This is a genomic window from Bilophila sp. T19-St14 (assembly GCF_059728385.1).
Window position 1 is genome coordinate 1,599,093 of the sequence record NZ_BAAGFT010000001.1, and the last position, 24,196, is coordinate 1,623,288.

Here is a 24,196-nt window from a genome sequence, read left to right on the forward strand (position 1 = left end):
AAACTGACAACTTGTCCGATTCAGACAACCTGTTAAGAATGATTCCTCTTTTATCATAGCCCAAACGCCGCCCCGCCGGTTCGAGAGAGCAAAAACGATGCGGGGGGGCAGGCACCGGGCAAGCCGTCCATAATTTCAGGGATGCGGACAGCCGGGATCACGGATTCCCCTGCCTCCGTTCCTGAGAGGAGCCTTCCATGTCCACGTTCTCATGGCGCGTGCTGCGCCTTCCCCTGCTGATCACCCTGCTCTGGGGGCTGCTGCTGTTTACGTTGTTCCGCTGGACCGCCCAGCGCGAGGACGAGTACACCACGGGGCTGGCCCGCATCCAGACGGCGACACTCTTCTCCAGCATCGTGGATACCCGCAATTGGAACGCCAACAACGGCGGCGTCTGGGTCCGCGAGCACCCCGGCTGCCCCGCCAACCCGTGGCTGCCGGAGGAGGAACGCACCCTCCGCGCCGAGGGCGGCACGACCCTCGTGAAGGTCAACCCCGCCTATATGACCCGGCAGATCGCGGAAAGCTTCACCTCCACGCTGGCGGGCTTCCGCATTTCCAGCCTGTCCCCGAAGCGCCCGGAAAACCGGGCCGATCAGTGGGAAACCGGGGCCCTGCTCTCTTTTGAAAAGGGCGGGCACGAGCTTTTCGATCTCGTTTCCGACGAGGAGGGCATGCGTTACCGCTATATGGCCGCCCTGCCCGCCAAGGAAAGCTGCATCCAGTGCCATCAGGACAAGAAGGTCGGCGACGTGCTCGGCGGCATCAGCGTGTCCATCTCCGCCGAACCCCTTTTTGAAGCGGCGACCGAACGCAAGCGCACCACCGGGCTCGCATTCGGGATCATCGGCATCATCGGCATGGTGGGGATCGGCGGGGCCACGTTCCAGATCAACCGCAAGAAGGAGCTTGCCGAAGCCGCCAACCGCACCAAGAGCGCCTTCCTCGCCAACATGACCCACGATATGCGTACCCCGCTGACCGGCATCCTCGGCATGGCCGAACTACTGGAACGCGAAACGCAGGATTCGCGCCACCGCTATCTGCTTGCCAACCTTCGGAAGGCCACCGGCAGCCTGCTTGCGGTCGTGGACGGCATCATGCGCTATTCCCTGCTTGAGGCCGACAGGCAGCCCACCTGCTGCGCGCCGTTCTCCCTGCGCGCCGAGCTCGACGCCTGCATCGCCGTGCTGCGCCCGGCCTGCGCCAGCCGGGACATCCGGCTTTCGCTCGTGACGGACGGCTCCGTCCCCGACAGGCTCATAGGCGACGGTTTCCGGCTGCGCCAGGCGCTCGGCAACCTGCTCGGCAACGCGGTGAAATTTACGGAAAAGGGTTCCGTGACCCTGCGCGTCACCCGGTCGGAAACGCAGGCCTCCGAGGGCCGGTGCGCGCTGTCCTTCCAAGTCATCGACACCGGCAGGGGCATCCCCCCGGATGAACAGGAACGCATCTTCGAGAGCTTTGAGCAGGGTGCGGGCGTCCGGGATTCGGGCGGCCCGCACGAAACCGGCGTCGGCCTCGGGCTTGCCATCGCCCGCGGCATCGCGCGGCGCTTCGGCGGCGATCTGACGCTCTCCAGCACGCCCGGCATGGGCAGCGTGTTCACCTTCACGGCCCTGTTCCGTCTGGCGGCCGACGCGGACGGCCTGCCGGAAACGCCCGCCTCACCTTGCCCCGCTTCCCCCTCCGCCCTCGCCCAGCCTGAGCGACCCGCGGAAACGGGGACGAGCGGGCGGCTGGTCGTCGCTGAAGATACGGCGGTTACGGCCCTGTTCCTCAGCGAAGCGCTGACGCAGGCCGGATATGCCGCGCACATGGCGAACAGCGGCGAGGACGCCTTATACCTCATCCGCAAGCTGCAGCCCGACGCCGTACTGCTGGACATGCGCCTCCCGGACATGACCGGGCTCGACATCGCGGGGCAAATCCGTTCCGGGGAACTCGGCGTCGCGCCGGAAACCCCGATCCTTGTGCTGACCGCCACGCTGAACCCCGGCGACGAGGAGGCATTCCGCCGCATGGGGATCAACCGCTGGCTGCTCAAGCCCGTACAGGCCGACAAGCTGGCCTCCGCCGTGGCCGGCCTGCTCCCATCCACCCGCAAGAAACAAGGGGAAACGCCCATGCCCACATCCGAACAGCCTGAACAGCCCGCCGCCGTCTTCGATCCCGCCGCCGCGCTGGATGCTCTGGGCGGTGAAGCCCTCCTCAAACGGCTGGCGGGGATATTCCTCAGCGAGGAGCCCAACATCCGGGCCAACCTGCAACGCTTCGCCCTGTCACCGGAAACGCTTCCCGATCTCTGCCCTGAACTGCGGCGTCAGGCGCACAGCCTCAAAAACGGCGCGGGCATGCTGCACCTTGGGAACCTGCACAAGGCCAGCTCCGATCTGGAACAGGCCGCCGCGTCCCCGGACGGGCAGGACTTTGCCGCCCTGCTGCGCACCGCCATCGAAGCGCTGGAACAGGCTTCCGCCGCTCTTCGCAAACACTGCGGGGCGTAAATATGGCACGTATCCTTGTTGTCGATGACGAAAGCCTGATCCGGGCACTCGTGGCCGATGTGGGGGAGTCCCTCGGGCACGAAGTGCTCACCGCAGCCTCGATCAAAGAAGGGCAAAACCTCGCGCAGCGCGGCGTGGACATCGTACTGCTGGACGTCCTGCTCCCGGACGGGGACGGGCTCGCCCATGTGGAAACCTTTTCACAGCTTCCGGGCCGTCCTGATGTGATCATCATTACGGGGCATGGCAACGCCGACGCCGCCGAGTCGGCCCTGCGATCCGGGGCGTGGGAGTATCTGGTCAAGCCGCTCCGCGTCCGCGACCTCTCGAAGGCGCTCATGCAGGCCGTACAATGGCGAAACAGCCGGGACAGCCACCCCCGCAGCCTCCTGCGGCATCCCGACATCATCGGGGAAAGCCCCGCGCTGGCCGAAGCGCTGGAAGCATTGCGGGAAGCCGCCGCAAGCAACGTCAACGTGCTCATCACCGGGGAAACCGGAACCGGCAAGGAACTGTTCGCCAGCGCCCTGCACGCCAACAGCCTGCGGGCGTCCGGCCCGTTCGTCACCGTGGACTGCACCACCCTGCCCGAAACGCTGGTGGAGGCGCATCTGTTCGGGCACGCACGGGGCGCGTTCACCGGGGCAGACAGGGCGCGCGAAGGGCTTCTCGCCGCCGCCGACCACGGCACGCTGTTCCTCGACGAGGTGGGCGAGCTGCCCCTCCCCGTACAGGGCGCATTCCTGCGGGCGCTGGAGCTGCGCCGCTTCCGCCCCGTCGGTGAAGTGCGCGAAGTGGAAAGCGATTTCCGCCTCGTCGCCGCAACCAACCGGGATCTCGACGACATGGTGAGCATGGATCTCTACCGGAGCGATCTCCGCTTCCGGCTGCGGGGCATGACCATCCATGTGCCGCCGCTCCGCCGCCGCGCCGAAGACATCCCCCTGCTCGCCGAGCACTTCACCGCACGCTACTGCCAGCGCCACGGGCTCCCGGACAAGGAGCTGACCCCCGACTGTTACGCGATGCTGACGGACTATTCGTGGCCCGGCAACGTGCGCGAACTGCGCCACACCATCGAACGGGCCTGCGCAGCAGCGGGGGACGGCACCCAACTCTTTACCCGGCACCTGCCCACGGAAATCCGCATCGAACTGGCCCGCAAACGGCTTGTGCCTCTCTCCAAGCCTGAGAAGCCCGCGCCGACCGAACCTCTCCCGAAACCGGAACCCTCCACGCAGCCCCGGAAGCCCGAAACCTTCCCCACCCTGCGCGACATGAAGGCCAAAGCCGAGCGCGATTACATCGCCGGGCTGCTCGCCGCCTGTCTGGGGGACGTCCGCCGCGCCGCCGGGATTGCCGGCGTTTCACGCGGGCATTTCTATGAACTGCTGAAAAAATACGGGTTGGACAGGTTGTCTTCCATTCCGAAATTTCCAACCGTTTGACGCCGGGATCAGAGGCCCTTTCAATTGGAACGCCACTGCTTCAAAGCCCGGAAACGTTGGGCCGTGTCGTCAAGTAGATATAATCTATTGAGATCATTTCATTACCCTTCAAGCCATAAAAGGATTATTTTTAATACTTTCAAATAGTTATATACAAAATAGCGACACGGCCTGGGGCGTGTTCACACTATGCCGCATTTTTTCTATGATTGAAAAGAATTGAAGGGAAATGCAGCATCGCTCAAAAAAATAAACACAACTATTTGTAAAAAATATATTTATTCTCTGTTTGCGTGGACAGGCCCTAGCCGTCCCATGCCACTCCGACGATACGGTATTCGCCGTCCTCCCGTTTCTCCCAATAAAGGCGGCGTACCCCCGTCTCCGTACCCCCGCCAGGCAAAGCCGTGCGCTGGGCAAACCACGAAACTACATACCCCGGCCCTTCCAGAACTCGGACAGGCCCGAATGTGGCCCGTGCACGCTTTTCTTGGCGCTCTATCTTTCTTATGGATGCGGCACGTTCCGGCGCAATGTACCCGTCCCCGGCCTCGCCGCGGCGCCAAGCCTTACGCCAACCACGGGTACGCTCCTCCACTTCGCGCACGGTAGCCTTCCGGGGCACAATTTCCACCCGTTCACCGATAAGCACGGGCGTCCCCCGCTTCAGTTCCGGCCCGACTTCAGCGATGTCCTTGAGGTTCAGGACGACACATCCACGGCTCTCAAACGGCGTGATAGCCCTGCCTCGGCTGTGTACCCAAATCCCCGATCCCGTCTTGCCGCGCAGCCGATCCACGGGATTCGGGTAGTCAAGGATATAGGCTTCCCCGCCGTACTCCTGAAAATCCAGCTGTTCCGTCCGCTTCCGCACAACAAAATAAACGCCCTCCGGCGTCTTCAAATCGCCGCGTACCTGTTTGTCGCCCTGCATCTGCCCGGTCGTACACGGATAACTGCGGGATTTCCCCTTCTCCATGAGGAAAAAACGCTGCCGCGACTTGTCCACGGCAACCACCGCCTGATCTGGCAACCCACCGGTTACGGCCTCCCATGCCCTTGCCTCCGGCACGCACATCAAACCGACAGCCAACAGCGCGGCACAACACCATCCCCTCACGGGAACACACCCAAACGGCATGGACATCTCCTTTTTGCAGAACCCAAGCCGTTACCTTCCATTCCTCACACGTTTTTGTCGACCCCCTTATTCTTTTTGGCTGTGTTCAATTTTACGTTTGATGATTTTTTCAATGAAAATCAATAGATAAAAGTCCGTTCCACGTCTAGTGATGTGGGCCTCTCTCATTTTTTGTTCATTACATGAAATCCAGTTTTGAAAAATTGTTGTGAGATCTCCAGATAATTTCCAAAGAACTCTTCCTTTCCAGTTGGAATCTTATATCAACCACAAACTTAAACACAGCCTTCTTTTTCCCTGCCCGCCAAACAAAAGCCCCCGGAGATTCCTCCGAGGGGCCTCATCACAAGCGCCAATGCGCCCGGCTAGTCTTCTTTGGCAAGCTCGACCAGTTCGGGACGGGTGAACAGCGCGCGGAGCTGGTATCCCGCAGCTTCGATGGCCTCACGGCCGCCTTCGCCGCGGTCAAGCACGGTGCATACGGCAACCACGTTCAGGCCCGCGTCCTTTACGCGCTCGCACGCCTTCAGCAGGGAACCGCCGGTCGTGACCACGTCTTCGACCATCGCCACGGGATCGCCGGGCTTGAAGTTGGACAGGCCTTCCACATACTGGTTGGTGCCGTGGCCCTTGGATTCCTTGCGCACGATGAGCCCGGCGAGCGGACGGCCCTTTTCGTGGGAAATGACGGTTGTGGCGGAAATCAGCGGGTCGGCGCCGAGCGTCATGCCGCCGATGCCCTTGATGTCCAGATCGGCCAGCAGTTCGTTGAACAGCGTACCGATAAGCCACGAGCCTTCGGGGTGCAGCGCAGTCTGGCGGCAGTCGAAATAGTAGTCGCTCTTGCGGCCCGAAGCGAGGGTGAAGTCCCCTTCGCGGTAGGAACGTTCGATCAGAATCTTGGCGAGGCGCTTTTTGAGTTCGCGCATGGTGGCTCCTGTATGGTAAGTGTGAAACCGGGGGAGGGGAGAAGGAACCTTTCTGGAGAAAGGCTTCCTTCTCCCCTCCCCCGGACCCCCTCCCCTCATCTTCCCAAGACTTTCGACTGGTGGGGAGGCGGCGCGGAAGAAGTCCAGAAAAACGAAAAAAAGCCCTTCCGTCAAATCGCGGACACTCCCCGGCCCCCATTACAAAAGTCTTTGGAGGGAAAAGGGGAGCTTTGGGGGAAAAGGAAACCCTCTCCAGAAAAGATCACTTTCCCCTTCCAAGTATCCTATTCCTTAAAACGCGTTTGAGCATACCCCTCCCCCCATCTTTCCAAGACTTTCGGCTAGGGCCTGTTCACATAAGCAGAGAATAAACATATTTTTACAAAGGCTCTGTTAGAGCATGTGGTTGCTTCATCTCCACAGTGCGGTGAAAAAGACAGCCTTTTTTCCAGTTTTCCCCTTGGCGGGATCCACGGCCAAGGCATTTTTCCGGTTATCCCTTTGGAGCTTCAAGGAAAAAAGCATCAACCGTTTTCTATAGCACAGCCTTTACAAATGGTTATCCCCGTTTTTGAGCGATGCCGCATTTTTCTTCAACCCTCTTCAATCATGGGGAAAATGCAACATAGCTTGAACACGCCTTAGCGGGAAGGCGGCACGGAAGAAGCCCAGAAAAACGAAAAAAAGCCCTTCCGTCAAACCGCAGCCACTCCCCCACCCCCATTACAAAAGTCTTTGGAGGTGGAGAGGTGGGGGCTTGGGGGAGGAGAGGAGGAAGCCTTTCTCCAGAAAGGTTCCTCCTCTCCTCCCCCAATCACACAATCCTACTCCTCAAACACACGCTTGAGGATGTCCCCTTCATGGCGGAGATAGAACTGGGGATCGAACAGCCCGGCGAAGGTCTCCTCGCTGAGGCGGCTGTTGATTTCGGGATCGGCCTTGATGAGTTCCGGGAACGGCTGGCGGGTTTCCCAGCTCTTCATGGCGTTACGCTGCACCATGACGTAGGCTTCCTGACGCGGGATGCCCGTCTCGATAAGCGCGGTGAGCACTCGCTGGGAGAAGTAGAGGCCAAAGGAACACTCCATATTGCGGGCCATGTTCTCAGGCATGATGCGCAGCCCTTCGAGCAGGCGGCAAAGGCGGTGCAGCACGTAATCCGTAAGGATCGTGGAGTCGGGCATGATCACGCGCTCCACGGAGGAGTGGCTGATGTCGCGTTCATGCCAAAGCGCCTGATTTTCCAACGCGGCCAGCGCATTGGTGCGGATGAGGCGGGACAGGCCGGTCATGTTCTCGGCGGAAATGGGGTTCTTCTTGTGCGGCATGGCGGAGGAGCCTTTCTGCCCCTTGCCGAAACCTTCTTCCACTTCGCGGACTTCGGTACGCTGGAGGTGGCGCAGCTCGACGCAGAGGCGCTCGATAGTCCCTGCGGTCACGGCCAGCGCGGTGAAATAGGCGGCGTGGCGGTCGCGCTGGATGACCTGCGTGGACACTTCATCCACCTTGAGGCCGAGCAGGCCGCACACGATGGCTTCCACTTCCGGCGAAAGCACGGTGTACGTCCCCACGGCCCCGGAGAGCTTGCCTACGCGCATGTCGTCGAGGGCGGCGGCGAAACGGGCACGGTCACGCTTGAATTCGGCATAGAAGCCCGCCATCTTGAGCGAGAAGCTGGTGGGTTCGGCATGGATGCCGTGGGTGCGGCCCATGCAGAGCAGCCCCTGATGCTCCAGCGCCATCTTCTTGAGCACGGCGAGGACGCGATCAAACGCCTTGAGGATCAATTCCCCGGCTTCCACCATGAGCAGCGAACCGGCGGTATCCACGATGTCGGAAGAGGTGCAGCCCAGATGGATGAACCGGGAAACGGGGCCGACCTTCTCTTCAATGGCGGTCAGGAAGGCGATGACGTCATGGCGGGTGGTTTCTTCGATTTCGTTGGCGCGCTCGACGAAGGCGCGATCAACGGTGAAATCGGCTTCCTTGCGGAGCGTTTCCATGTCGGCATCGGAGATTTCTCCGACGCGGTTCCACGCCTCGCACACGGCCAGCTCAACGCGCAGCCAAGCCTGATAGCGGTTTTCGGGCGTCCAGATTTTACCCATTTCCGGGCGGGTATAGCGTTCAATCATGGGATCTCCTCGCAAAAAGAGTAAGAAAACGGCGCGGGCAAACACCCACGCCGCAAGAAATCAGGCCGTAGCCGCCTCGGAACCTCCACCCGAACCGGAAGCAGCCGCCTCCGCCTTCGCGGGAGCCGCATCAGCCTTTGCCGGGGCCTTGTCCCCAGCCGGGGCGGCATCGCCGGCGGAACCGGATTTCCCGCCATAGCAGGACGCGAACCAGCCGCCGCCTTCAAGCTTAAAAGACGTATTGGAAATGATCCGTTCGGCATCGCCGCCGCATTTGGGGCAGGGCTCAAGCTCAGGAGAATCAAAGGTTTTTACCCATTCTTCAAACACGTTGCCGCACTTCCGGCAACGGTATTCGTAAATCGGCATCGACTCGCTCCACCAAAGGCATTCGGGCCGCTCCAAACGGCCTTTACTGACAAAAACAACCGGAAAACCTGATGATTTCCCGGAATTCGGACAAAAGGAGAAACAGCGGAAGCGCCGGGGCGCATCCGCTGCTTCGTGCCGGGGCTCCGGCACAAGAAAGATCGCCAGACTTACTTGCTGTTCTTGGCAGCAGCCTGAGCTTCGTGAATGCGGGCCTTGATGCGCTCGGCGCGACGCTTGCGACGGCGATCAAGTTCCTTCTTACGCTCGATTTTCTTATGGGCCATGATAGTACTCCTCAAAGTGAAAAACGTAATCTGTGGATAAGTACAGCCAATCCCCCCGTTTGTCCAGTACAAACATACGGGAGACATTCGCTTCTGCAATGAAGGCCGCAATTCAACCATCTGAAGTTCAAAATGAATTTTTTAGAAAATCATCGAAAAGGCGAATGTCTCCATACGGAAGGGAAAACGGGGCGCCTCCAGAGGGGCATGGAGAACCGGCCCCCATGTACGGCAGACCGCCCTGAAGAAAAAGGCCCTGTCAGAGTATGTGGCTGTTTTGTTTTTGGCTGTGTTATAGAAAATGGCTGATGCTTTTTTCCTTGAAGTTCCACAGGGATAACCGGAAAAATGCCTTGGCCGTGGAGCCCGCCAAGAGGAAAACTGGAAAAAAAGCTCTATTTTTTCACCGCACTGTGGAGATGAAACAACTACATGCTCTAACAGAGCCTTATTTTTGCATTATGCTGAAAATAGAGCCTTTTTCTCCAATTTTTCCGCTGATGGCTCCATGATTGGGGCGTTTTATTCGTTATTCCTTTGGAATTTAAAAAAGGCTTTGTTATAGTTTGTGGTTGTTTCATTTCCACAGTACGGTGAAAATACGGCCTTTTTCTCCGGCTTTCCTCTTGGCGGGCTCCACGGCTAAGGCATTTTGTCGGTTATCCCTGTGGAACTTCAAGGAAAAAAGCATCAACCTTTTCCATGACACAGCCAAGAAAAATACCGGGAAAAAGGCCCGGCCCGGCGTGAAAGCCCGCCGCCCTCGGCATATCGGCATCAAAAACCAGCGTCGCCAGCGAACCGGCATGCGGCCTGCCGCCTTCGGCACCACGCCGGGAGACGGAAAGGGCCTCCCCGGAGAGCGGCCCTTCCACGGCAGCGCCCTTTTCAGGCTACTTCCAGCCGCCCCCAAGCGCGAGGCAGACATTGACGATGGACGACAGGCGTTCGCTGCGCGCGGCGGCGAGCTGCATTTCGCTGTCGAACAGCGATCGTTCCGCGTCCAGCACTTCCAGATATGAGGAATAGCCGTTGTCGTAGCGCGTATTCGCCAGCTCCACGGAAAGCCGCAATTCCTTGACCATGCGTTCCAGCGAGGCGACGACGTTGCTCATCTCCTGCTGGCGGGTCAGGGCGTCGCGCATTTCCTTGAAGGCGCCCTGAACGGTCTTTTCATAGGTCGCCAACGATTCGCGCTGCTTGGCCTCGGCAGCCTCGACGCCGTACTTCACGCGCCCGAAATCAAGCAGCGGCACGGAAGCCGCCCCGCCGTAGCTCCACGTCTGGAGCGGGTTGCTCATCAGTGTATGCAGTTCGGGGCTGACCACCCCGAAGAGGCCGGTCAGCGAAATGGACGGGAACCATGCGGCCTTGGCGACGCCGATGTTGGCGTTGGCGCTCTTGACGGCCATTTCCGCCTGCTGGATGTCCGGGCGGCGCTCCAGCAGATCGGAAGGCACGCCCGCCGGGATGACCGGAGGCGTGGGGATGGATTCCAGCGTCATGCCGCGCTGCACGGTGCCTTCCATGATCTCCTTGGGCGAGCGTCCGAGCAGGGCTTCCAGGGCGCTTTCCGCCGCATCGCGGGAAATGCGCGTCTGGTAGAGGGCGGTCTTGGCGGTTTCCACCTCCGTCTTGGCGCGGCTCAAATCCAGTTCGCTGATGAGGCCCTGTTCATAGCGGGCCGTATAGATCCTGAGCGCATCCGTACGCGTCTTGACCGTCCGCTCGGCGGTCGAGAGCTGGAGATCAAGGCTCCGCAGCAGGAAATAGGCGTTGCTGGCCTGCGCCGCGATGGAGAGCCTCATGCCGCGCTGCGCCGCCTCGGTTCCGAGCACCTGATACATGGCGGCTTCCTTGGCGTTGCGGAGCTTGCCCCAGAGATCGATTTCCCACGTCGCCCCGAACCCCGCCGAGAACGGCGACGTCGAGCCGTTCGTGATCTTGGTGTTGTCCACCCAGGTCTGCGTCCCCTGCGCCTGCCCGCTCAAAAGCGGAAGCAGTTCCGCACGCGCCACGCCAAGCTGCGCCCGCGCGTAATCGACCCGCGCCACGGCCGCCGCGATGTCGCGGTTGGCGGCCAGCGCCTCCTGAACCAGCGCGTTCAGCGTGGAATCGTCGAAGCGCTTCCACCACTGTTCGTCAAGCTGTTCCCCCTGCCCGGCATCTTTCCACGCCTGCGGCAATTCCATTTGGGGGCGCTGGTAGTCCGGCGCGAACGAGCACCCCGCCAAGCCAAGCACCATCAGTCCTACGACAACAATACGCATGTGTTCCCTCCTCAGGGGAATGCCTCCGGCGGCCGGGCTGCCGCCCGGACCTGCCCGGGGGGAATGATTCCCCCCGGACCCCTCAGCGCGGCGTGGGCCACGGCTGCGCCGCGTCCCCCGCCGCTCCGAAGGCGTCAGGAATGTCTTCGATTTCCTCCGGCGTGATGCCGTGCAATGCAACGATGAACCAGTATATGCCCCTTGCCTCCATTACAAAAGAGGCCCGGAGAGGCGGGAAGGGGCAGTCTTTTGAAGAAGGGCTTCCCCCTCTCCCGGTTATTCCTTTTCCTTGCTTCCCGCGCCCATAAGCTTTTCAGATGCCCTCATGATCCAGCGGAAGAAGAAGGGCACGAACAACGGCGCGACAAGGGTCGCAACGAGCATGCCGCCGATGACGCTGGTGCCGATGGCGTGGCGGCTGGCCGCGCCCGCGCCCGTACTGACGGCAAGGGGCACGCAGCCGAGGATGAAGGCCAGCGAAGTCATCACGATGGGCCGGAAACGCAGGCGGGCGGCTTCTTCAGCCGCATGCGCCGCGTCCCTGCCTTCGTTGCGGTATTGCTCGACGGCGAATTCCACGATCAGGATGGCGTTTTTCGCCGACAGGCCGATCAGCGTCACGAGGGCGACCTGAAAATACACGTCGTTGGAGATGCCGCGCAGCCAGATGGCGGTGATGGCCCCGAACACGCCGAACGGCACGGCGGTCAGCACGGTGAGCGGGAGCGACCAGCTTTCATACTGCGCGGCGAGGATCAGGAAGACCATGACCAGCGCGAGCACGAAAACGAGCGAACCGCCGCTGCTGACCAGCTTTTCCTGATACGACGAGCCCGACCACGCGATGGTGTACCCATCCGGCAGTACTTCCTTGGCCACTTCCTCCATCGCCGCCATAGCCTGCCCGGAGCTGTAGCCCGTGGCGGGGCTGCCCATGAACTTGGCGGCCTGAAAGTTGTTGAAGCGCTCCACGGTCTGAGGCCCGGACGTGGGCTTCACGTTGATCAGGGCCGTCAGGGGGATCATCTCGTCCCGCTTGTTGCGGACGTACACTTCAGCCAGATCTTCAGGGCGCGCGCGGTAATCCTTTTCCGACTGCGTGTAGACGCGGAACGTCCGCCCGTACAGGTTGAAGTCGTTGATGTAGGAGGAGCCGAACGTCGCCTGCATCGTCTGAAAGACATCGGACACGTTCACGCCGAGGGTGCGGGCCTTCTCGCGGTCAAGCTCCACAAAAAGCTGCGGCGCGTTGACCGTAAACGACGTGCTCACGCCCTGCAGTTCGGGCCGCTTGTTCGCCGCTCCCGCGAGCTTCTGCGCAACGTCGGAAAGCGCCTCGCTTCCCTTGCCGTTACGATCCTGGAGCCACATTTCAAAGCCGCCGGTGTTGCTCATGCCGCTGATCGGCGGCGGGTTGAAGGCGATGAACGAACCCTGCTCCAGCCCGAAGCCCATGCCGTACAGCTTGCGGGCAAGATCGAAGGAACTGTCGCCGGGGGCCTTGCGTTCGTCCCACGGCTTGAGGGTGAAGAAGAACGTCGCCACGTTGGTCTTGGCCGCACCGCTCACGGCGTCCATGCCGGAGAAGCTCATCACGTCCGCAACCAGCGGATCGCCCATGATGGCCTTGTCGAGCTTTTCCACCACGGCGGACGTGCGGCTGATGGCCGCGCCGTCGGGCATGGTCATGAGCGCGATGAGGTATCCCTGATCCTCATCGGGGACGAGCCCGCCCGGAACGCGCTCAAACACGCCGCCGATGCCCACGAGCACAAGCGCGAACAGCCCCACGGCAAGCAGGCTGCGCCGGAGCAGCATCTTGACGATGCTGACGTATTTTCCGGTGAGCCCTTCAAACCAACCGTTGAATTTGCGGAAGAGGGCATTGGGCTCCCCATGCCCCGGCTTGAGCAGCAAGGCGCACAGGGCGGGGGTGAAGGTCAGGGCCACCGCGCCCGATATGACCACGGACACTGCGATGGTGATGGCGAACTGCTGGTACATGCGGCCCGCCATGCCGCCGGTGAAGGCAACGGGGATGAACACGGCGCACAGCACCAGCACGATGGCGATGACCGGGCCCGTCACTTCCTGCATGGCCTTGGCGGTCGCCTTGCGCGGCGGCAGCCCGTCGCTGATGTGCCGCTCCACGTTTTCGAGCACGACGATGGCGTCGTCGACCACGATGCCGATGGCAAGCACAAGGCCGAACATGGTCAGGGTATTGATGGAGAATCCAAGGGCATACATGCCCGCGAACGTCCCCACGATGGACACGGGCACGGCGAGGCAGGGGATCAGCGTGGCGCGCCAGTTCTGGAGGAACAGGAACACCACGAGGAACACCAGCACCATCGCCTCGAACAGCGTCTTCACCACCTCCTCGATGGAAATCTTCACGAAGGTCGTGGTATCGTAGGGGATGCTGTAGGCCACGCCCACGGGGAACGCCTTGGACAGTTCCTCCATCTTGGCCTTGACCACTTCGGCGGTGGCGAGGGCGTTCGCACCCGGCGAAAGGTAGATGCCGATGGGCACCGCTTCGAGGCCGTTGTACTTGCCCACGAAATCGTAGCTCTGCGCGCCGAGTTCGATGGTCGCCACGTCCTTGAGGCGGAGGATGGAGCCGTCCGGCTGCGTGCGGAGGATGACGTCGCCGAACTGTTCCGGGGTGGTCAGGCGGCCCTGCGTGGTGATCTGCCACGTCACGCCCACGCCGGGGGACATGGGCTCGGCGCCCATGCGCCCCGCCGCGAACTGGGCGTTCTGATCCCGCAGGGCGGTGGCGATGTCCTCAGGCGTGACCCCAAGCTGGCTCATGACGTCCGGCTTGAGCCACACGCGCATGGAGTAATCCTGCGCCGCGAAGTTCTTGGCATCGCCCACACCGGGAAGGCGTTTCAGCTCATCGACGATGTTCAGCAATGCGTAGTTGCTGAGATAGATGGTGTTGTACCGCTGATCCGGCGAGGTCAGGAAAATGATCTGGAGCATGGAGGACGACTTTTTGAGCACCGAGACGCCCATGCGCTGCACTTCCTGCGGAAGCTGCGCCAGCGCAAGCTGAACCCGGTTGTTCACGTCGATAGTTGCCTGATCCGGATCAGTGCCCACATTGAAAGACACGGTCAGGCTCATGCTTCCGGTCCCTGAGCTGACCGAACTCATGTAGATCATGTTGTCGACGCCGTTGATCTGGCTTTCGAGCAGCGAAGCCACGGTTTCGGCGACGACGTTGGCGCTCGCGCCGGTGTAGCTCGCGCTGACTTCCACCTGCGGCGGGGTCAGGTCGGGATACTGCTCAATCGGCAGCACGGAAATGGCGATCGCGCCCACCAGCGTGATGATGAGCGAGATGACCGTGGAAAAGATCGGACGGCGGAGGAAAAAGCCTTCCTTGATTTCGGAAGCCTGTTCCGGTGACGGGGCGTGTTTGTTTTCCATGACGCTCCCCTACTCGGCCTTGCCGGGGCCTGTGCCGACGGGCTGATCCGGCAGCTCCACATCCTGAACGGAGGCTTGCCGAATCCGCACGGGCTGGCCGGGAACGGCTTTGTTGCCGCCTTCCACCACGATGCGCTCACCGGCCTTCACGCCCTTGTTCAGCAGGAAACTGTCGCCGTAGTTGTCGCCGAGATCCACCGGGCGCATCTCAGCCTTGTCGCCCTCGCCTATCACGACGACCATACTGCCCTTCTGCGTCTGGATGACGGCCTGCTGCGGGATCAGGATGGCGTTGACCAGCTCCATGCCGGAAAGGGTGACGCGCACGAACTGGCCGGGAAGGACGAACAGATCCGGGTTGACGAACTCGGCACGGGCCGCGACCACGCTGGTATTGGTATTCACCTGCTTGTCGATGAAGGTGATCGCCCCCTTCGTCCGGTAAACCGTCCCGTCCGCGAGGGTAATTTCAGCCACAGTCCCGTCGGACTTGAGCCGCCCCTGTGCCTGAAGCGCGCGCAGGCGCATGAACTGCGGGCTCGGTATGGCGAAGTTGGCGTAGATGGGATCGTTCTGGTTCACCACGGTCAGGAGGCTGCCGTCCTGCGAACCGGCGGTGATGAGGTTGCCGACCGTCCGGTATTCGCGGCTGGCGAACCCGGCGACCGGGGCGGTCACATAGGCGTGGCTGAGCTTGATTTCCGCTTCGCTCACGGCGGCCTTGGCGGAATCGAGGTCGGCCTTGGCGCTGTCGTAAGCGGCCTGGGCGTCGTCGCGGTCCTTCTGGCTGACGGCGTTCTTCTTGTACAGCGGCAGGACGCGGTTCAGGTTCTGGCGGGCCTGCGTGAACCTGGCCTGCGCCTGCTCCATGACGCCTTTGGCCTGACGGAGCGCCGCCCTGTAGGTATCCGGCTCGATCTCGAACAGCAGCTGCCCCTGCTTGACATACTGCCCTTCGTTATAAGCGCGGCGCATGAGGATGCCCGAAACCTGCGCCCGCACCTCGACGGCGCGGGAGCCTTCCGTCTGCCCCGCATAGGTGAAGCTGACCGGGACATTGCGCTCCTCGACGGTCATGACGCCCACGAGCGGCGGGGGAAGCGAAGCCGTCCGGCCCTTTTCCTCTGACTTGCACCCGCCCACAAGCAGCAAGGCAAACAGCGTGCATACGGACACCATCAACGACAGAGGGGTACCAACTGGAGATTTCATCAGCTATTCCTTACGTTATCCGTTTCCCTAACGCCGCATCGAACCGATGCGCATTGACATGCCGCCGCCGCATCGACTACTCAAAAGATCTCGTTTGGGCTTGACGGTAGCATGTACCGTACATGGAGAAAAGAGTCCTATACTCATAAATCGTTAGAGACAGGGATATCATGCGACATTTTCTGCTCCGCGGCATTCTCATCGGCGGTTCGATGGGCGTCCTGTATGCGCTTGCCGGTTTTTCCGACAGCCTTCCCAGAGCCTTCGGCGTAGGCATGATCGGGGGCGCGCTTGCGGGCCTGACCCTCGCCATCCGGCAGCGCAAGCGCAAGGATCGGCAATGACCCAAGCATCCGGCGAGGCAAACGCCCCATTGGGGAACAGCCGTTTTGAGGCCATCGCCTCCAGCGCCCTTATCGGGCGCTTCTTCGGCGTTCCCTTTTTCCGCCCTTCCGTCAGCTCCGCCCTGCTCTTCAACGTCTGGGCCTACCTGCTCGGCCCGTTCGCCTTTTTCCTCTTCGGCCTTTGGCGCAAAGGCATCGTGCTCCTTGCCGTGGGCCTGTTTCTGTACGCTCCGCTCATCCTGCCCACGGGCGCCTCCGCGCTCACGGACATCCTCATTGAGGTCTACACGCCGTACTATCAAGCCCTTCAAGGCCTCGCCCTGCTCTTCGTCCTGCTGTTCTGCCTTGGGCGCGGCTTCTGGGCCCTGCTCGCTTTCCTCACCTTTACCGCCGTCTTTTTGTACGGCTCGTTCCACACCGAACACCTGTACATCGGGCCTGCTTTTGGAACCGCCTATGCATGGCTGAACATGGGCATTGTCTGGAAGGCGCTGTTTCAGGCCGGGCTTTTTTCCCTTCTCGGACGGTGCTGGCCGGGCCTTGCCGCCATCCTCATCGACGGGTTCGCCATCTGGTATATTGGCCTGCCCCTGAACCTGCCCGTTTCCATCCTCCCCGCCGCGGCCTTTCCCGTCTTTTGCGGCATGATGGCTACGTATGACCGGTATCGGAAGGACGTGCTGCGGGAGACGTTTTGGTGGTAATATGAAGAATTGGAGGGGGAAGGGGAAACTTTCTAAAGAAAGTTTCCCCTTCCCCCTCCAAGCCTCCCCCATCCCCTTCAAAGACTTTCGACCTTATCGAATCCCTTCCGCCATGTTTCCCTGTCGGCAAAAACCGTTGCCTGCGATAGGATGTGTTCGCCTTATCTCTACAGGATAACAACAATACAGCCTTTTTCTCCATTTTCCGCTGGCGGGCTCCATGTTGGGGAATTTTATTGGTTATTCCTTTAGAATTTCAAAAAATAAAGCATCTACCGTTTCCTATGGCACCACCCCCTTCCCTTCCAACAAGCTGAATGGGACATGGCGGCTGCATACCTTGCCGCCAGCCAATCCCCCGTATAGTGTGGTTCCTTGTTTCAGACACTTCATATCCTCAACAGGCTGAAGCCCATAAAGAAAGCCGCCCGAAAGATATTCGGACGGCTTTTTATTTCCAAACCAATGTTTCCGCTCACGCCGGAACGAACTCCCGCCGCGCCGCCTCCCCACCAGTCGAAAGTCTTGGGAGGGAGAGGGGTGGGGTTTGGGGAGGGGAGAGGGAAACCTTTCTCCAGAAAGGTTCCCTCTCCCCTCCCCAATATTCTACTTCTCTTCCTTCTTGTCCTTCACTTCCTCACGAAGGCGCAGGCCGAGCTCACGAAGCTGCTTCGCGGACACCACGTCCGGCGCGTTGGTCATGAGGCAGGTGGCCTTCTGCGTCTTGGGGAAGGCGATGACGTCACGGATGGACGGCGAATCGGACATCAGCATGATCAGGCGATCCAGGCCGAAGGCGATGCCGCCGTGCGGCGGGGCCCCATGCTCAAGCGCCTGAATGAAATAGCCGAACTGCGATTCGTAGGATTCCTTGGAAAAGCCGAGGGCTTCAAACATCTTGCGCTGCACGGCCGCTTCGTGGATACGGATGGAGCCGCCGCCCACTTCGTTGCCGTTCAGCACCATGTCATAGGCGCGGGCCTTGGTGGAGGCGGGATCGGACACCATCTTCTCCAGATCGCCGTCCTTGGGCGCGGTGAAGGGATGGTGGCAGGCCACATAGCGTTTTTCCTCCTCGCTGTACTCATACAGCGGGAAGTCCGTCACCCACAGGAAATTCCAAGCGTTTTCGGGGATCAGGCCGAGCTTTTCGCCAAGGTGCACGCGGAGGTTGCCGAGCGCGGCGTTCACCATGCCGGGCTCGCCGGCCTGGAAGAACACGATGTCGCCCACGGAAAGGCCGAGGGCTTCGGCGAGGCCGGCGCGTTCCTCATCGGACAGGAACTTGGCGATGGGCGACTGCCATTCGTTCTCGCGGATCTTAATCCACGCGAGCCCCTGCGCGCCGTAGATTTTCACGAATTCGGTGAGCTCGTCGATCTCCTTGCGGGTCAGGCTTTCGCCGCCGGGCACGCGCATGGCCTTCACCAGCTTGGCGGAGGCGAACAGCTTGAAGCCGGAGTTGCTGACGATGGAGGTCACATCCTGAAGCTCAAGGCCGAAACGGGTGTCGGGCTTGTCCACGCCGTAGCGGGACATGGCCTCGTCCCACGTCATGCGGGGGAACGGGGCGGGAATGTCCACACCGAGCGCTTCCTTGAATACGCGGATCATGAGGCCTTCGGCCATATCCATGACCTGCTTTTCGTCGGCGAAGCTCATTTCGATATCGACCTGCGTGAATTCCGGCTGGCGGTCGGCACGGAGGTCTTCGTCACGGAAGCAGCGCGCGATCTGGAAATAACGGTCGAGCCCGGCGATCATGCAGAACTGCTTGAACTGCTGCGGCGACTGCGGCAGGGCGTAGAACTGGCCGTGGTTCAGGCGCGAAGGAACGAGATAGTCGCGCGCACCTTCGGGGGTCGACTTGGTGAGGATGGGCGTTTCCACTTCAAGGAAGCCCTGCGAGGCCAGCTCATTGCGGATGGCCATAGCGGTACGGCTGCGCAGCGCGAGGTTGCGGGCCATGCGCGGGCGGCGCAGGTCGAGGTAGCGCCACTGGAGGCGGAGGTTTTCGCCAGCCTCCACGCGATCCTCAATCTGGAAAGGCGGGGTCTTGGACGTGTTCAGCAGCTTCCATTCGCTGACCACGACTTCCACTTCGCCGGTCTTGAGGTTGGGATTGACCATACCTTCCGGGCGGGGGCGCACCTTGCCCTTCATGGCAAGCACATATTCCGAGCGCAGCGCACCGGCCTTTTCGTGGGCTTCGGGGGCGTATTCGGGGCTGAAAACGATCTGCGTCAGGCCGAAACGGTCACGCAAGTCCACAAAAATCAGGCCGCCGTGGTCACGCCGGTACTGCACCCAACCCATGAGGCAGACTTCCGCCCCGTTGTCGGCCCCGGTCAACTCTCCGCACGTGTGGGTGCGCGTCCAGCCGCCAAGCGGCTGGCAGGCGACCGACAGTTCCTTCTGTTCTTCGCTCATACCAAACATTCCTTTACAAGCTATTTCTGAAGCCGGGCCACAACATCGGCAAACGCCACGGAAGCCTGTTCGCCGCTGTCCATATCCTTGAGCATGACCGTTTGGGCGGCGAGCTCGTCTTCACCAATGAGGAGGCAGAAGCGCGCGCCGGACTTTCCGGCCTGACGCATGGCGCTCTTGACGCTGCGGGAAGAAAAGCCCATTTCGCCGCGGAACCCCGCATCGCGCAGGGCCTGCGTCAGCCCGTAGGCGGCGTCGCGGGCGGCGTCGGTCAGCACGACCGTAAAGAAATCGGGGCGGGCGGCTCCCGCTTCCGGCTGGGGAAGCAGCAGCGCGAGGCGTTCCATGCCGCAAGCGAAACCAAGGCCGGAGACGTTGGGGCCGCCGAGCTGTTTGACGAGGCCGTCATAACGCCCGCCGCCGGCCACGGTGCCCTGTGCGCCGATCTGGTCGGACACGATTTCAAAGGTGGTGCGGGTGTAGTAGTCCAGCCCGCGCACCAGCCGGTGGTTGATCACGTAGGGCACCTTTTCGGCGTCCAGCAGGCGGCGCACCGTATCGAAATGCGCGGCGCAGTCGGGGCAGTTGTGATCCAGAATCTTGGGCGCTTCGGCGGTGTGCTCCTTGCACGAGGGAACCTTGCAGTCCAGCACGCGCAGGGGGTTGGTCACCATGCGGCGGCGGCAGTCTTCGCACAGGGCGCTCTCATCCAGCTCGGAGAGCCACTTGCGCAGCGTCTCGCGGTAGGCGGGGCGGCATGTGGGGCAGCCCAGCGAATTGAGCTGGAGGCTCAACCCCTTGAGGCCCAACGCTTCGAGGAAGCGCATGGCCATCGTGACCAGTTCGGCGTCCGCGTAGGGTTCGGAAGGCCCAAGGCATTCGCAGTTGATCTGGTGGAACTGCCGCATGCGGCCCTTCTGGGGGCGCTCGTAGCGGAACATGGGCCCGATGGTAAACAGCTTGGTTACGGCGTCGCCGCTCCGTCCGCTTTCGATATACGCACGCATGACCCCGGCGGTCGCTTCGGGGCGCAAGGTCAGGGAACGGCCCTTACGGTCGGGGAAGGTATACATTTCCTTCTGAACCACATCGGTTTCCGTCCCGATGCCCCGGCAGAAAAGTTCCGTCCGCTCAAGGATGGGGGTGCGCAGTTCGGTAAAGCCGTAACGGGAAAAGGTTTCCCGCGCTACGGCTTCCATATGGGTGAAAGCGTCGCTGTCCGGAGAAAACAAATCGGCGAAGCCTTTGATCGCGGTAACATTATCGCTCATGGCCTGTACTCGTGGTTCGGTGTGACGTTGGGATCGGATGGGCGTCCGAACGAAACAGGATAGAGCAATCGCAGGCCGTTGTCAAAAAAGGACGGCCCGAAGCCCACATATCTTCCCCTCCCTTTTGCCGCCTCCGGTCACGCAACGGACATGAGGCCGCTCCGTTACACTTTCCAGCCGGAACCTCCGGCTATCCATGCAGCCAGGCAGCCTTTCGGGCTTGCTGCCCTTGAGTTTTGCCCCACCGTTTACACATGCAGCCATTACAGGCAGCCAGACCTACCGTCCGCCGGAGATGCTCCCCTCCGGTTCCAGATGCAGCCACGCGGATGGCGTCCCCCTGAAGAGGAAAGGGCCTCCTGTTACGGATGCAGCCATGCTGCGAGTCCGAGCAGGACGGACGACAGCAGCAGGGACAGCGCTGCGGCGGCGAAACAGCAAGGACCCATCAGGCAGCCAACGAACCCCGCCAGCACAAGCGATTCCCGCGCCCGGCGGCCTCCCGCCCCGCTCCTCAGGGAGAAAAATGCCTTGAAGACACAGGCGAAGGGCCACGAAACCGCCCCGACCAAAACCGGAAAACAGCGTTTCACCGCTCCCCCAAAGAACTCCACACGCGGCCCCCTCCGGGCCCCGTGAAGCCAAAGGCTCCGGCAAGGCCGAGCGCCAGCCGGAACGCCGCCGCACACGAAAAGAAGGCAATAAGCAGGTTCTCCAGCGTAACCATCCTCCAGCGTTCCATAGATACGACAAGGCAACATGCCGCAAGCGGAGGCAGCAGATCCGCCGGGCCAAGGCAAGCGTCCACCGCCGTTTCCCGTCCGCTACATGGCAAGGATCCCGCGAATGGCGTTCACAAGGATAAAACCGCCGCAGAAGATGCAGACCCATGCGACCATCTTGCGGAGCTTCATGGTGTCCATACGGTTGGCCATGTACACGCCGAGGAGGATGCCGAGGATCTGGATGACGATCATCAGCGCCCCGACCTTATAGTCGATGGCCCCGTGCAGGAAATTGGCGACGGTGCCGGAAAGGGCGACCGGCACGGAATAGACCTGCCCCGCCCCGATGGCGATGAGCGGCGGGAAGCCGAGCGCAATCATGATCGGCACGGAGAGCACAGGCCCGCCCGCGCCCGTCAGCCCGGCGACGAAGCCCACGCCGCTGCCGACGGCGAACAGCACCCAAAAGCGCGACCGCCGCCCCTCTTCCATAAAGGAAAAACGCCGCCCCTTCACCGGACAGAACACCAGCGCGCCAGCCAGCAGGATCAGCAGGGCAAGGATGAGATTCAGGTACGGCGCGGCGGTGAAGGCCTTCACGTCAGCCCCCACATATGTGAACAGGAACCCGCCGATGCAAATGGGGATCGTCGCCTTCCAGTCCACATGGCCGAGCCTGATGTACAGCCAACTGCACAGGCTGGTCGTGAAAATGAACGTAAACAGGGTAGTCCCCATCGCCACATGGCTGCCCAGCCCGGCAAGGTAGACAAGAGCCGGAATCAGGATGATCCCCCCCATGCCGGTACACCCGACAAGAAACCCGACGATGAAGCCAACGATGATCATCATTCCCATCAACATGGACGTGCTCCTTCCTTTACCGGGAAGCCTTCCCCTCCCAGCATGACAAAGCCGCACCACCCCTTGGCGGTACGGCATCCTTTCCGCATCAGGCCCTGCTTATGCTTCCGAAGGGCGCTCCGCCCTCGCCAGCAGGAACGCCGCTTTCTCGGCGCGGGGGCGCTGCTTCACCTCCCACTCCAGACGGCACGCGGAAGAGGCGTCCGGCTGCGCCACGCAGCACACGAGCTCGACGGGGCGGCGCGCCCGCGTATACTTCGCACCGCGGCTTCCCGCGTTGTGCTCCTTCAGCCGCCGCCCCATGTCCGTCGTCACCCCGCAGTACAAGGTGGCGTCGGCGCATCGGAGCAGATAGACATACCACATGGCTTCCCCTCGTGCGGAGGCCCCCATGCAACGGCCTCTTCCCGCTAAAAAACAGCCCTTCAAACGTGTTCCGAACCCAGCCCGGAAGCTCCACGCGGGGCATCCCGGATTCAATCCCGCCCCCAAAGGGAAGCGCACGCTTCTTTCCCGGATTTTTTCCGTACGAGGCCGCGTCTTGTTTTACATTTAACTATTTGAAACTATTGAAAACAACATTTTACAATCTGAAAACAATTAAAATAGCTTCAACAGATTATATCCAGTTGACGACACGGCCTAGGCAATGGGGCGTACCGGGCGGACTCTCGGAATGCCGAACAGGATGGCGAATACGGCGGCCACCGCGAGCAGCATGCAGTACCAGTTGTTTCCGGCAATGGACAGGGGCGAAAGCTTCGCAATGGAACCGGCCAGCAGCAACTGCGCCCCATAAGGGATGAGCCCCTGTACGACGCATGAGAAAATATCAAGTAAGCTTGCGCTGCGCCGCCTGTCAACTCCGTTCGAGACCGCGATTTCGTGCGCCACCTTGCCCGTCAGTATGATGGCCACCGTATTGTTCGCCGTGCACAGATTGGCAAGCAATACCAGCAGGCTGATGCAGCATTCGCCCGCCTTCACCGGGGACTCGGCGGAGAGCTTCCGGGCCAGCCCGTTCACACGCTCCAGCAGCCAACTGATGCCGCCGTGGTAACGCATGAGCTCCCCAAGGCCGCCCACCAGCATGGAAAGCACCATGATCTCGTTCATGCCCACAAAACCGCTGTAAATGTCCTTGCACCACCGGATGGGCGTATAGCCGTCTACGGAGGCAATGCCCACCGCGCCGGTAAACACGATGCCCGCCAGCAGCACGATGAACACGTTCACGCCCGCGAGCGCCATGACCAGAATGGCGAGATACGGGATCACGCGGATAAATTGATACTCCTCATGCCTGACCACCTGCCCCGAAGCCCCGGCGAACCACAGCAGGGCCAGCGTGACGAGCGCGGCGGGCAGGGCGATGAGCAGGTTCATGCGGAACTTGTCCTTCATCTCGCAGCCCTGCGTGCGGGTGGCGGCAATGGTCGTATCCGAGATCATGGACAGGTTGTCCCCGAACATGGCCCCGCTCATGACCACGCCGAGAAGCAAGGCCAGCGGGATGTCGGTCTGTTCGCCCACGCCCACCGCAATGGGCGCGATGGCGGCCACGGTTCCCATGCTGGTGCCCATCGCCGTGGAAATGAACGCCCCGATGAGGAACAGGCCCGGCAGGATCATGGACGGAGGCAGCAGCGAGAGCCCGAAATTGACCGTGGCCTTCACCCCGCCGATGGCCGAAGCCACGGATGCGAACCCGCCCGCAAGCAGGAAGATCATGCACATGGTAATGATGTTGATTTCACCCACGCCCGAAAGGAACACGCCGATCTTTTTGTTCAGATCGTCCTTGCCCTGAAGGATGGCGAGCACGATGGCGGGGATGATCGCCACCGTCGCGGAAAGCTGATAGAATGGCATATCCATCCCGGCTACGGTCAGGGCTATGCCCGTCCCAATGAACAGGGCAAGAAAGACGATCATGGGCAGCAGCGCCCTGAAGTTGGCTTTTTCGGACATGGGATACGCTCCGCGGCAGGTCTCGGTTTGGGAAAGGCCCGGTTTGGGCAAACGACGGGCGTTCAGCCTATATCAATGTATGCAGATAAACAATGCCCAATCCGTCCCTCCCCATCCCTTCCCCCTTGTCGGCGGGAACGGCTTT

The 24,196-nt window shown here is 61.3% G+C and carries 20 protein-coding genes; 4 read left to right on the top strand and 16 right to left on the bottom strand.

Going from position 1 to position 24,196, the window contains the following annotated elements:
* Window positions 1–197: 197 nt before the first annotated feature.
* Both AC6I1V_RS06945 and AC6I1V_RS06950 read left to right on the top strand, forming a co-directional pair.
* Complete coding sequence (locus AC6I1V_RS06945; protein ID WP_486853520.1) at window positions 198–2,507, top strand: ATP-binding protein; 2,310 nt, start codon at window positions 198–200, stop codon at window positions 2,505–2,507.
* A gap of 2 nt (window positions 2,508–2,509) precedes the next feature.
* A complete protein-coding gene (locus AC6I1V_RS06950; RefSeq protein WP_486853521.1) occupies window positions 2,510–3,955 on the top strand; it encodes a sigma-54-dependent transcriptional regulator in 1,446 nt (481 codons plus the stop codon).
* A gap of 304 nt (window positions 3,956–4,259) precedes the next feature.
* Here AC6I1V_RS06950 and AC6I1V_RS06955 read toward each other — a convergent pair whose 3' ends face one another.
* The 9 genes from AC6I1V_RS06955 to AC6I1V_RS06995 form a co-directional block, all read right to left on the bottom strand.
* The gene (locus tag AC6I1V_RS06955) at window positions 4,260–5,096 is read right to left on the bottom strand and encodes a L,D-transpeptidase family protein (RefSeq protein WP_486853522.1); all 837 of its coding nucleotides are present in this window, start codon (window positions 5,094–5,096) and stop codon (window positions 4,260–4,262) included.
* 365 nt (window positions 5,097–5,461) lie between these two features.
* Window positions 5,462–6,025, bottom strand: a complete 564-nt coding sequence (pyrE, locus tag AC6I1V_RS06960) for an orotate phosphoribosyltransferase (RefSeq protein ID WP_005025172.1) — start codon at window positions 6,023–6,025, stop codon at window positions 5,462–5,464.
* Window positions 6,026–6,849: 824 nt separating this feature from the next.
* A complete protein-coding gene (purB, locus tag AC6I1V_RS06965) occupies window positions 6,850–8,160 on the bottom strand; it encodes an adenylosuccinate lyase (RefSeq protein ID WP_302552724.1) in 1,311 nt (436 codons plus the stop codon).
* 60 nt (window positions 8,161–8,220) lie between these two features.
* The gene (locus tag AC6I1V_RS06970) at window positions 8,221–8,529 is read right to left on the bottom strand and encodes an FmdB family zinc ribbon protein (protein ID WP_302552723.1); all 309 of its coding nucleotides are present in this window, start codon (window positions 8,527–8,529) and stop codon (window positions 8,221–8,223) included.
* A 946-nt stretch (window positions 8,530–9,475) separates the two neighbouring features.
* Complete coding sequence (locus AC6I1V_RS06975; RefSeq protein ID WP_497736949.1) at window positions 9,476–9,691, bottom strand: hypothetical protein; 216 nt, start codon at window positions 9,689–9,691, stop codon at window positions 9,476–9,478.
* A gap of 18 nt (window positions 9,692–9,709) precedes the next feature.
* Window positions 9,710–11,086 (bottom strand): efflux transporter outer membrane subunit, encoded by a 1,377-nt coding sequence (locus tag AC6I1V_RS06980; RefSeq protein WP_486853523.1) that lies wholly within the window; start codon window positions 11,084–11,086, stop codon window positions 9,710–9,712.
* A gap of 82 nt (window positions 11,087–11,168) precedes the next feature.
* On the bottom strand, window positions 11,169–11,297 hold the full coding sequence (locus AC6I1V_RS06985; RefSeq protein ID WP_497736950.1) for a hypothetical protein: 129 nt from the start codon (window positions 11,295–11,297) through the stop codon (window positions 11,169–11,171).
* 65 nt (window positions 11,298–11,362) lie between these two features.
* On the bottom strand, window positions 11,363–14,530 hold the full coding sequence (locus tag AC6I1V_RS06990) for an efflux RND transporter permease subunit (protein ID WP_486853524.1): 3,168 nt from the start codon (window positions 14,528–14,530) through the stop codon (window positions 11,363–11,365).
* 9 nt (window positions 14,531–14,539) lie between these two features.
* Entirely contained in the window at window positions 14,540–15,742 is a 1,203-nt protein-coding gene (locus tag AC6I1V_RS06995; protein WP_482330686.1) for an efflux RND transporter periplasmic adaptor subunit, read from the bottom strand.
* Window positions 15,743–15,912: 170 nt separating this feature from the next.
* Between AC6I1V_RS06995 and AC6I1V_RS07000 the strand changes: the two genes are divergently transcribed.
* The gene (locus AC6I1V_RS07000; RefSeq protein ID WP_302552718.1) at window positions 15,913–16,086 is read left to right on the top strand and encodes a hypothetical protein; all 174 of its coding nucleotides are present in this window, start codon (window positions 15,913–15,915) and stop codon (window positions 16,084–16,086) included.
* Window positions 16,083–16,790, top strand: a complete 708-nt coding sequence (locus tag AC6I1V_RS07005; RefSeq protein ID WP_337432346.1) for a hypothetical protein — start codon at window positions 16,083–16,085, stop codon at window positions 16,788–16,790. The genes AC6I1V_RS07000 and AC6I1V_RS07005 overlap by 4 nt, the downstream gene beginning before the upstream one ends.
* A 606-nt stretch (window positions 16,791–17,396) precedes the next feature.
* Here AC6I1V_RS07005 and aspS read toward each other — a convergent pair.
* The 7 genes from aspS to AC6I1V_RS07040 form a co-directional block, all read right to left on the bottom strand.
* Window positions 17,397–19,220, bottom strand: coding sequence for an aspartate--tRNA ligase (gene aspS / locus AC6I1V_RS07010; RefSeq protein WP_486854740.1), 1,824 nt, complete (start codon window positions 19,218–19,220; stop codon window positions 17,397–17,399).
* A gap of 20 nt (window positions 19,221–19,240) precedes the next feature.
* Window positions 19,241–20,491: a histidine--tRNA ligase gene (gene hisS, locus AC6I1V_RS07015; protein ID WP_302551387.1), complete on the bottom strand. Its 1,251-nt coding sequence runs from the start codon at window positions 20,489–20,491 to the stop codon at window positions 19,241–19,243.
* Window positions 20,492–20,853: 362 nt separating this feature from the next.
* On the bottom strand, window positions 20,854–21,084 hold the full coding sequence (locus tag AC6I1V_RS07020; RefSeq protein ID WP_486854741.1) for a hypothetical protein: 231 nt from the start codon (window positions 21,082–21,084) through the stop codon (window positions 20,854–20,856).
* Entirely contained in the window at window positions 21,081–21,299 is a 219-nt protein-coding gene (locus AC6I1V_RS07025; RefSeq protein WP_486854742.1) for a hypothetical protein, read from the bottom strand. Before AC6I1V_RS07025 ends, AC6I1V_RS07020 begins: the two co-directional genes overlap by 4 nt.
* A 16-nt stretch (window positions 21,300–21,315) precedes the next feature.
* The gene (locus AC6I1V_RS07030) at window positions 21,316–22,080 is read right to left on the bottom strand and encodes a sulfite exporter TauE/SafE family protein (protein WP_302551389.1); all 765 of its coding nucleotides are present in this window, start codon (window positions 22,078–22,080) and stop codon (window positions 21,316–21,318) included.
* 99 nt (window positions 22,081–22,179) lie between these two features.
* Window positions 22,180–22,446: a GIY-YIG nuclease family protein gene (locus tag AC6I1V_RS07035; protein ID WP_337430968.1), complete on the bottom strand. Its 267-nt coding sequence runs from the start codon at window positions 22,444–22,446 to the stop codon at window positions 22,180–22,182.
* Window positions 22,447–22,722: 276 nt separating this feature from the next.
* Window positions 22,723–24,051, bottom strand: coding sequence for a Na+/H+ antiporter NhaC family protein (locus AC6I1V_RS07040; protein WP_486854743.1), 1,329 nt, complete (start codon window positions 24,049–24,051; stop codon window positions 22,723–22,725).
* Between the last annotated feature and the right edge of the window lie 145 nt (window positions 24,052–24,196).

What these genes read in the sequence shown, in the direction of transcription:
- purB (WP_302552724.1), bottom strand. Translation starts at nt 8,160, where the DNA reads ATGATTGAACGCTATACCCGCCCGGAAATGGGTAAAATCTGGACGCCC.
- AC6I1V_RS06955 (WP_486853522.1), bottom strand. Translation starts at nt 5,096, where the DNA reads ATGCCGTTTGGGTGTGTTCCCGTGAGGGGATGGTGTTGTGCCGCGCTG.
- AC6I1V_RS07035 (WP_337430968.1), bottom strand. Translation starts at nt 22,446, where the DNA reads ATGTGGTATGTCTATCTGCTCCGATGCGCCGACGCCACCTTGTACTGC.
- AC6I1V_RS07040 (WP_486854743.1), bottom strand. Translation starts at nt 24,051, where the DNA reads ATGTCCGAAAAAGCCAACTTCAGGGCGCTGCTGCCCATGATCGTCTTT.
- AC6I1V_RS06995 (WP_482330686.1), bottom strand. Translation starts at nt 15,742, where the DNA reads ATGAAATCTCCAGTTGGTACCCCTCTGTCGTTGATGGTGTCCGTATGC.
- AC6I1V_RS06990 (WP_486853524.1), bottom strand. Translation starts at nt 14,530, where the DNA reads ATGGAAAACAAACACGCCCCGTCACCGGAACAGGCTTCCGAAATCAAG.
- aspS (WP_486854740.1), bottom strand. Translation starts at nt 19,220, where the DNA reads ATGAGCGAAGAACAGAAGGAACTGTCGGTCGCCTGCCAGCCGCTTGGC.
- AC6I1V_RS06985 (WP_497736950.1), bottom strand. Translation starts at nt 11,297, where the DNA reads ATGGAGGCAAGGGGCATATACTGGTTCATCGTTGCATTGCACGGCATC.
- AC6I1V_RS06980 (WP_486853523.1), bottom strand. Translation starts at nt 11,086, where the DNA reads ATGCGTATTGTTGTCGTAGGACTGATGGTGCTTGGCTTGGCGGGGTGC.
- AC6I1V_RS06970 (WP_302552723.1), bottom strand. Translation starts at nt 8,529, where the DNA reads ATGCCGATTTACGAATACCGTTGCCGGAAGTGCGGCAACGTGTTTGAA.
- AC6I1V_RS07030 (WP_302551389.1), bottom strand. Translation starts at nt 22,080, where the DNA reads ATGTTGATGGGAATGATGATCATCGTTGGCTTCATCGTCGGGTTTCTT.
- AC6I1V_RS06945 (WP_486853520.1), top strand. Translation starts at nt 198, where the DNA reads ATGTCCACGTTCTCATGGCGCGTGCTGCGCCTTCCCCTGCTGATCACC.
- AC6I1V_RS07000 (WP_302552718.1), top strand. Translation starts at nt 15,913, where the DNA reads ATGCGACATTTTCTGCTCCGCGGCATTCTCATCGGCGGTTCGATGGGC.
- AC6I1V_RS06950 (WP_486853521.1), top strand. Translation starts at nt 2,510, where the DNA reads ATGGCACGTATCCTTGTTGTCGATGACGAAAGCCTGATCCGGGCACTC.
- hisS (WP_302551387.1), bottom strand. Translation starts at nt 20,491, where the DNA reads ATGAGCGATAATGTTACCGCGATCAAAGGCTTCGCCGATTTGTTTTCT.
- pyrE (WP_005025172.1), bottom strand. Translation starts at nt 6,025, where the DNA reads ATGCGCGAACTCAAAAAGCGCCTCGCCAAGATTCTGATCGAACGTTCC.
- AC6I1V_RS07005 (WP_337432346.1), top strand. Translation starts at nt 16,083, where the DNA reads ATGACCCAAGCATCCGGCGAGGCAAACGCCCCATTGGGGAACAGCCGT.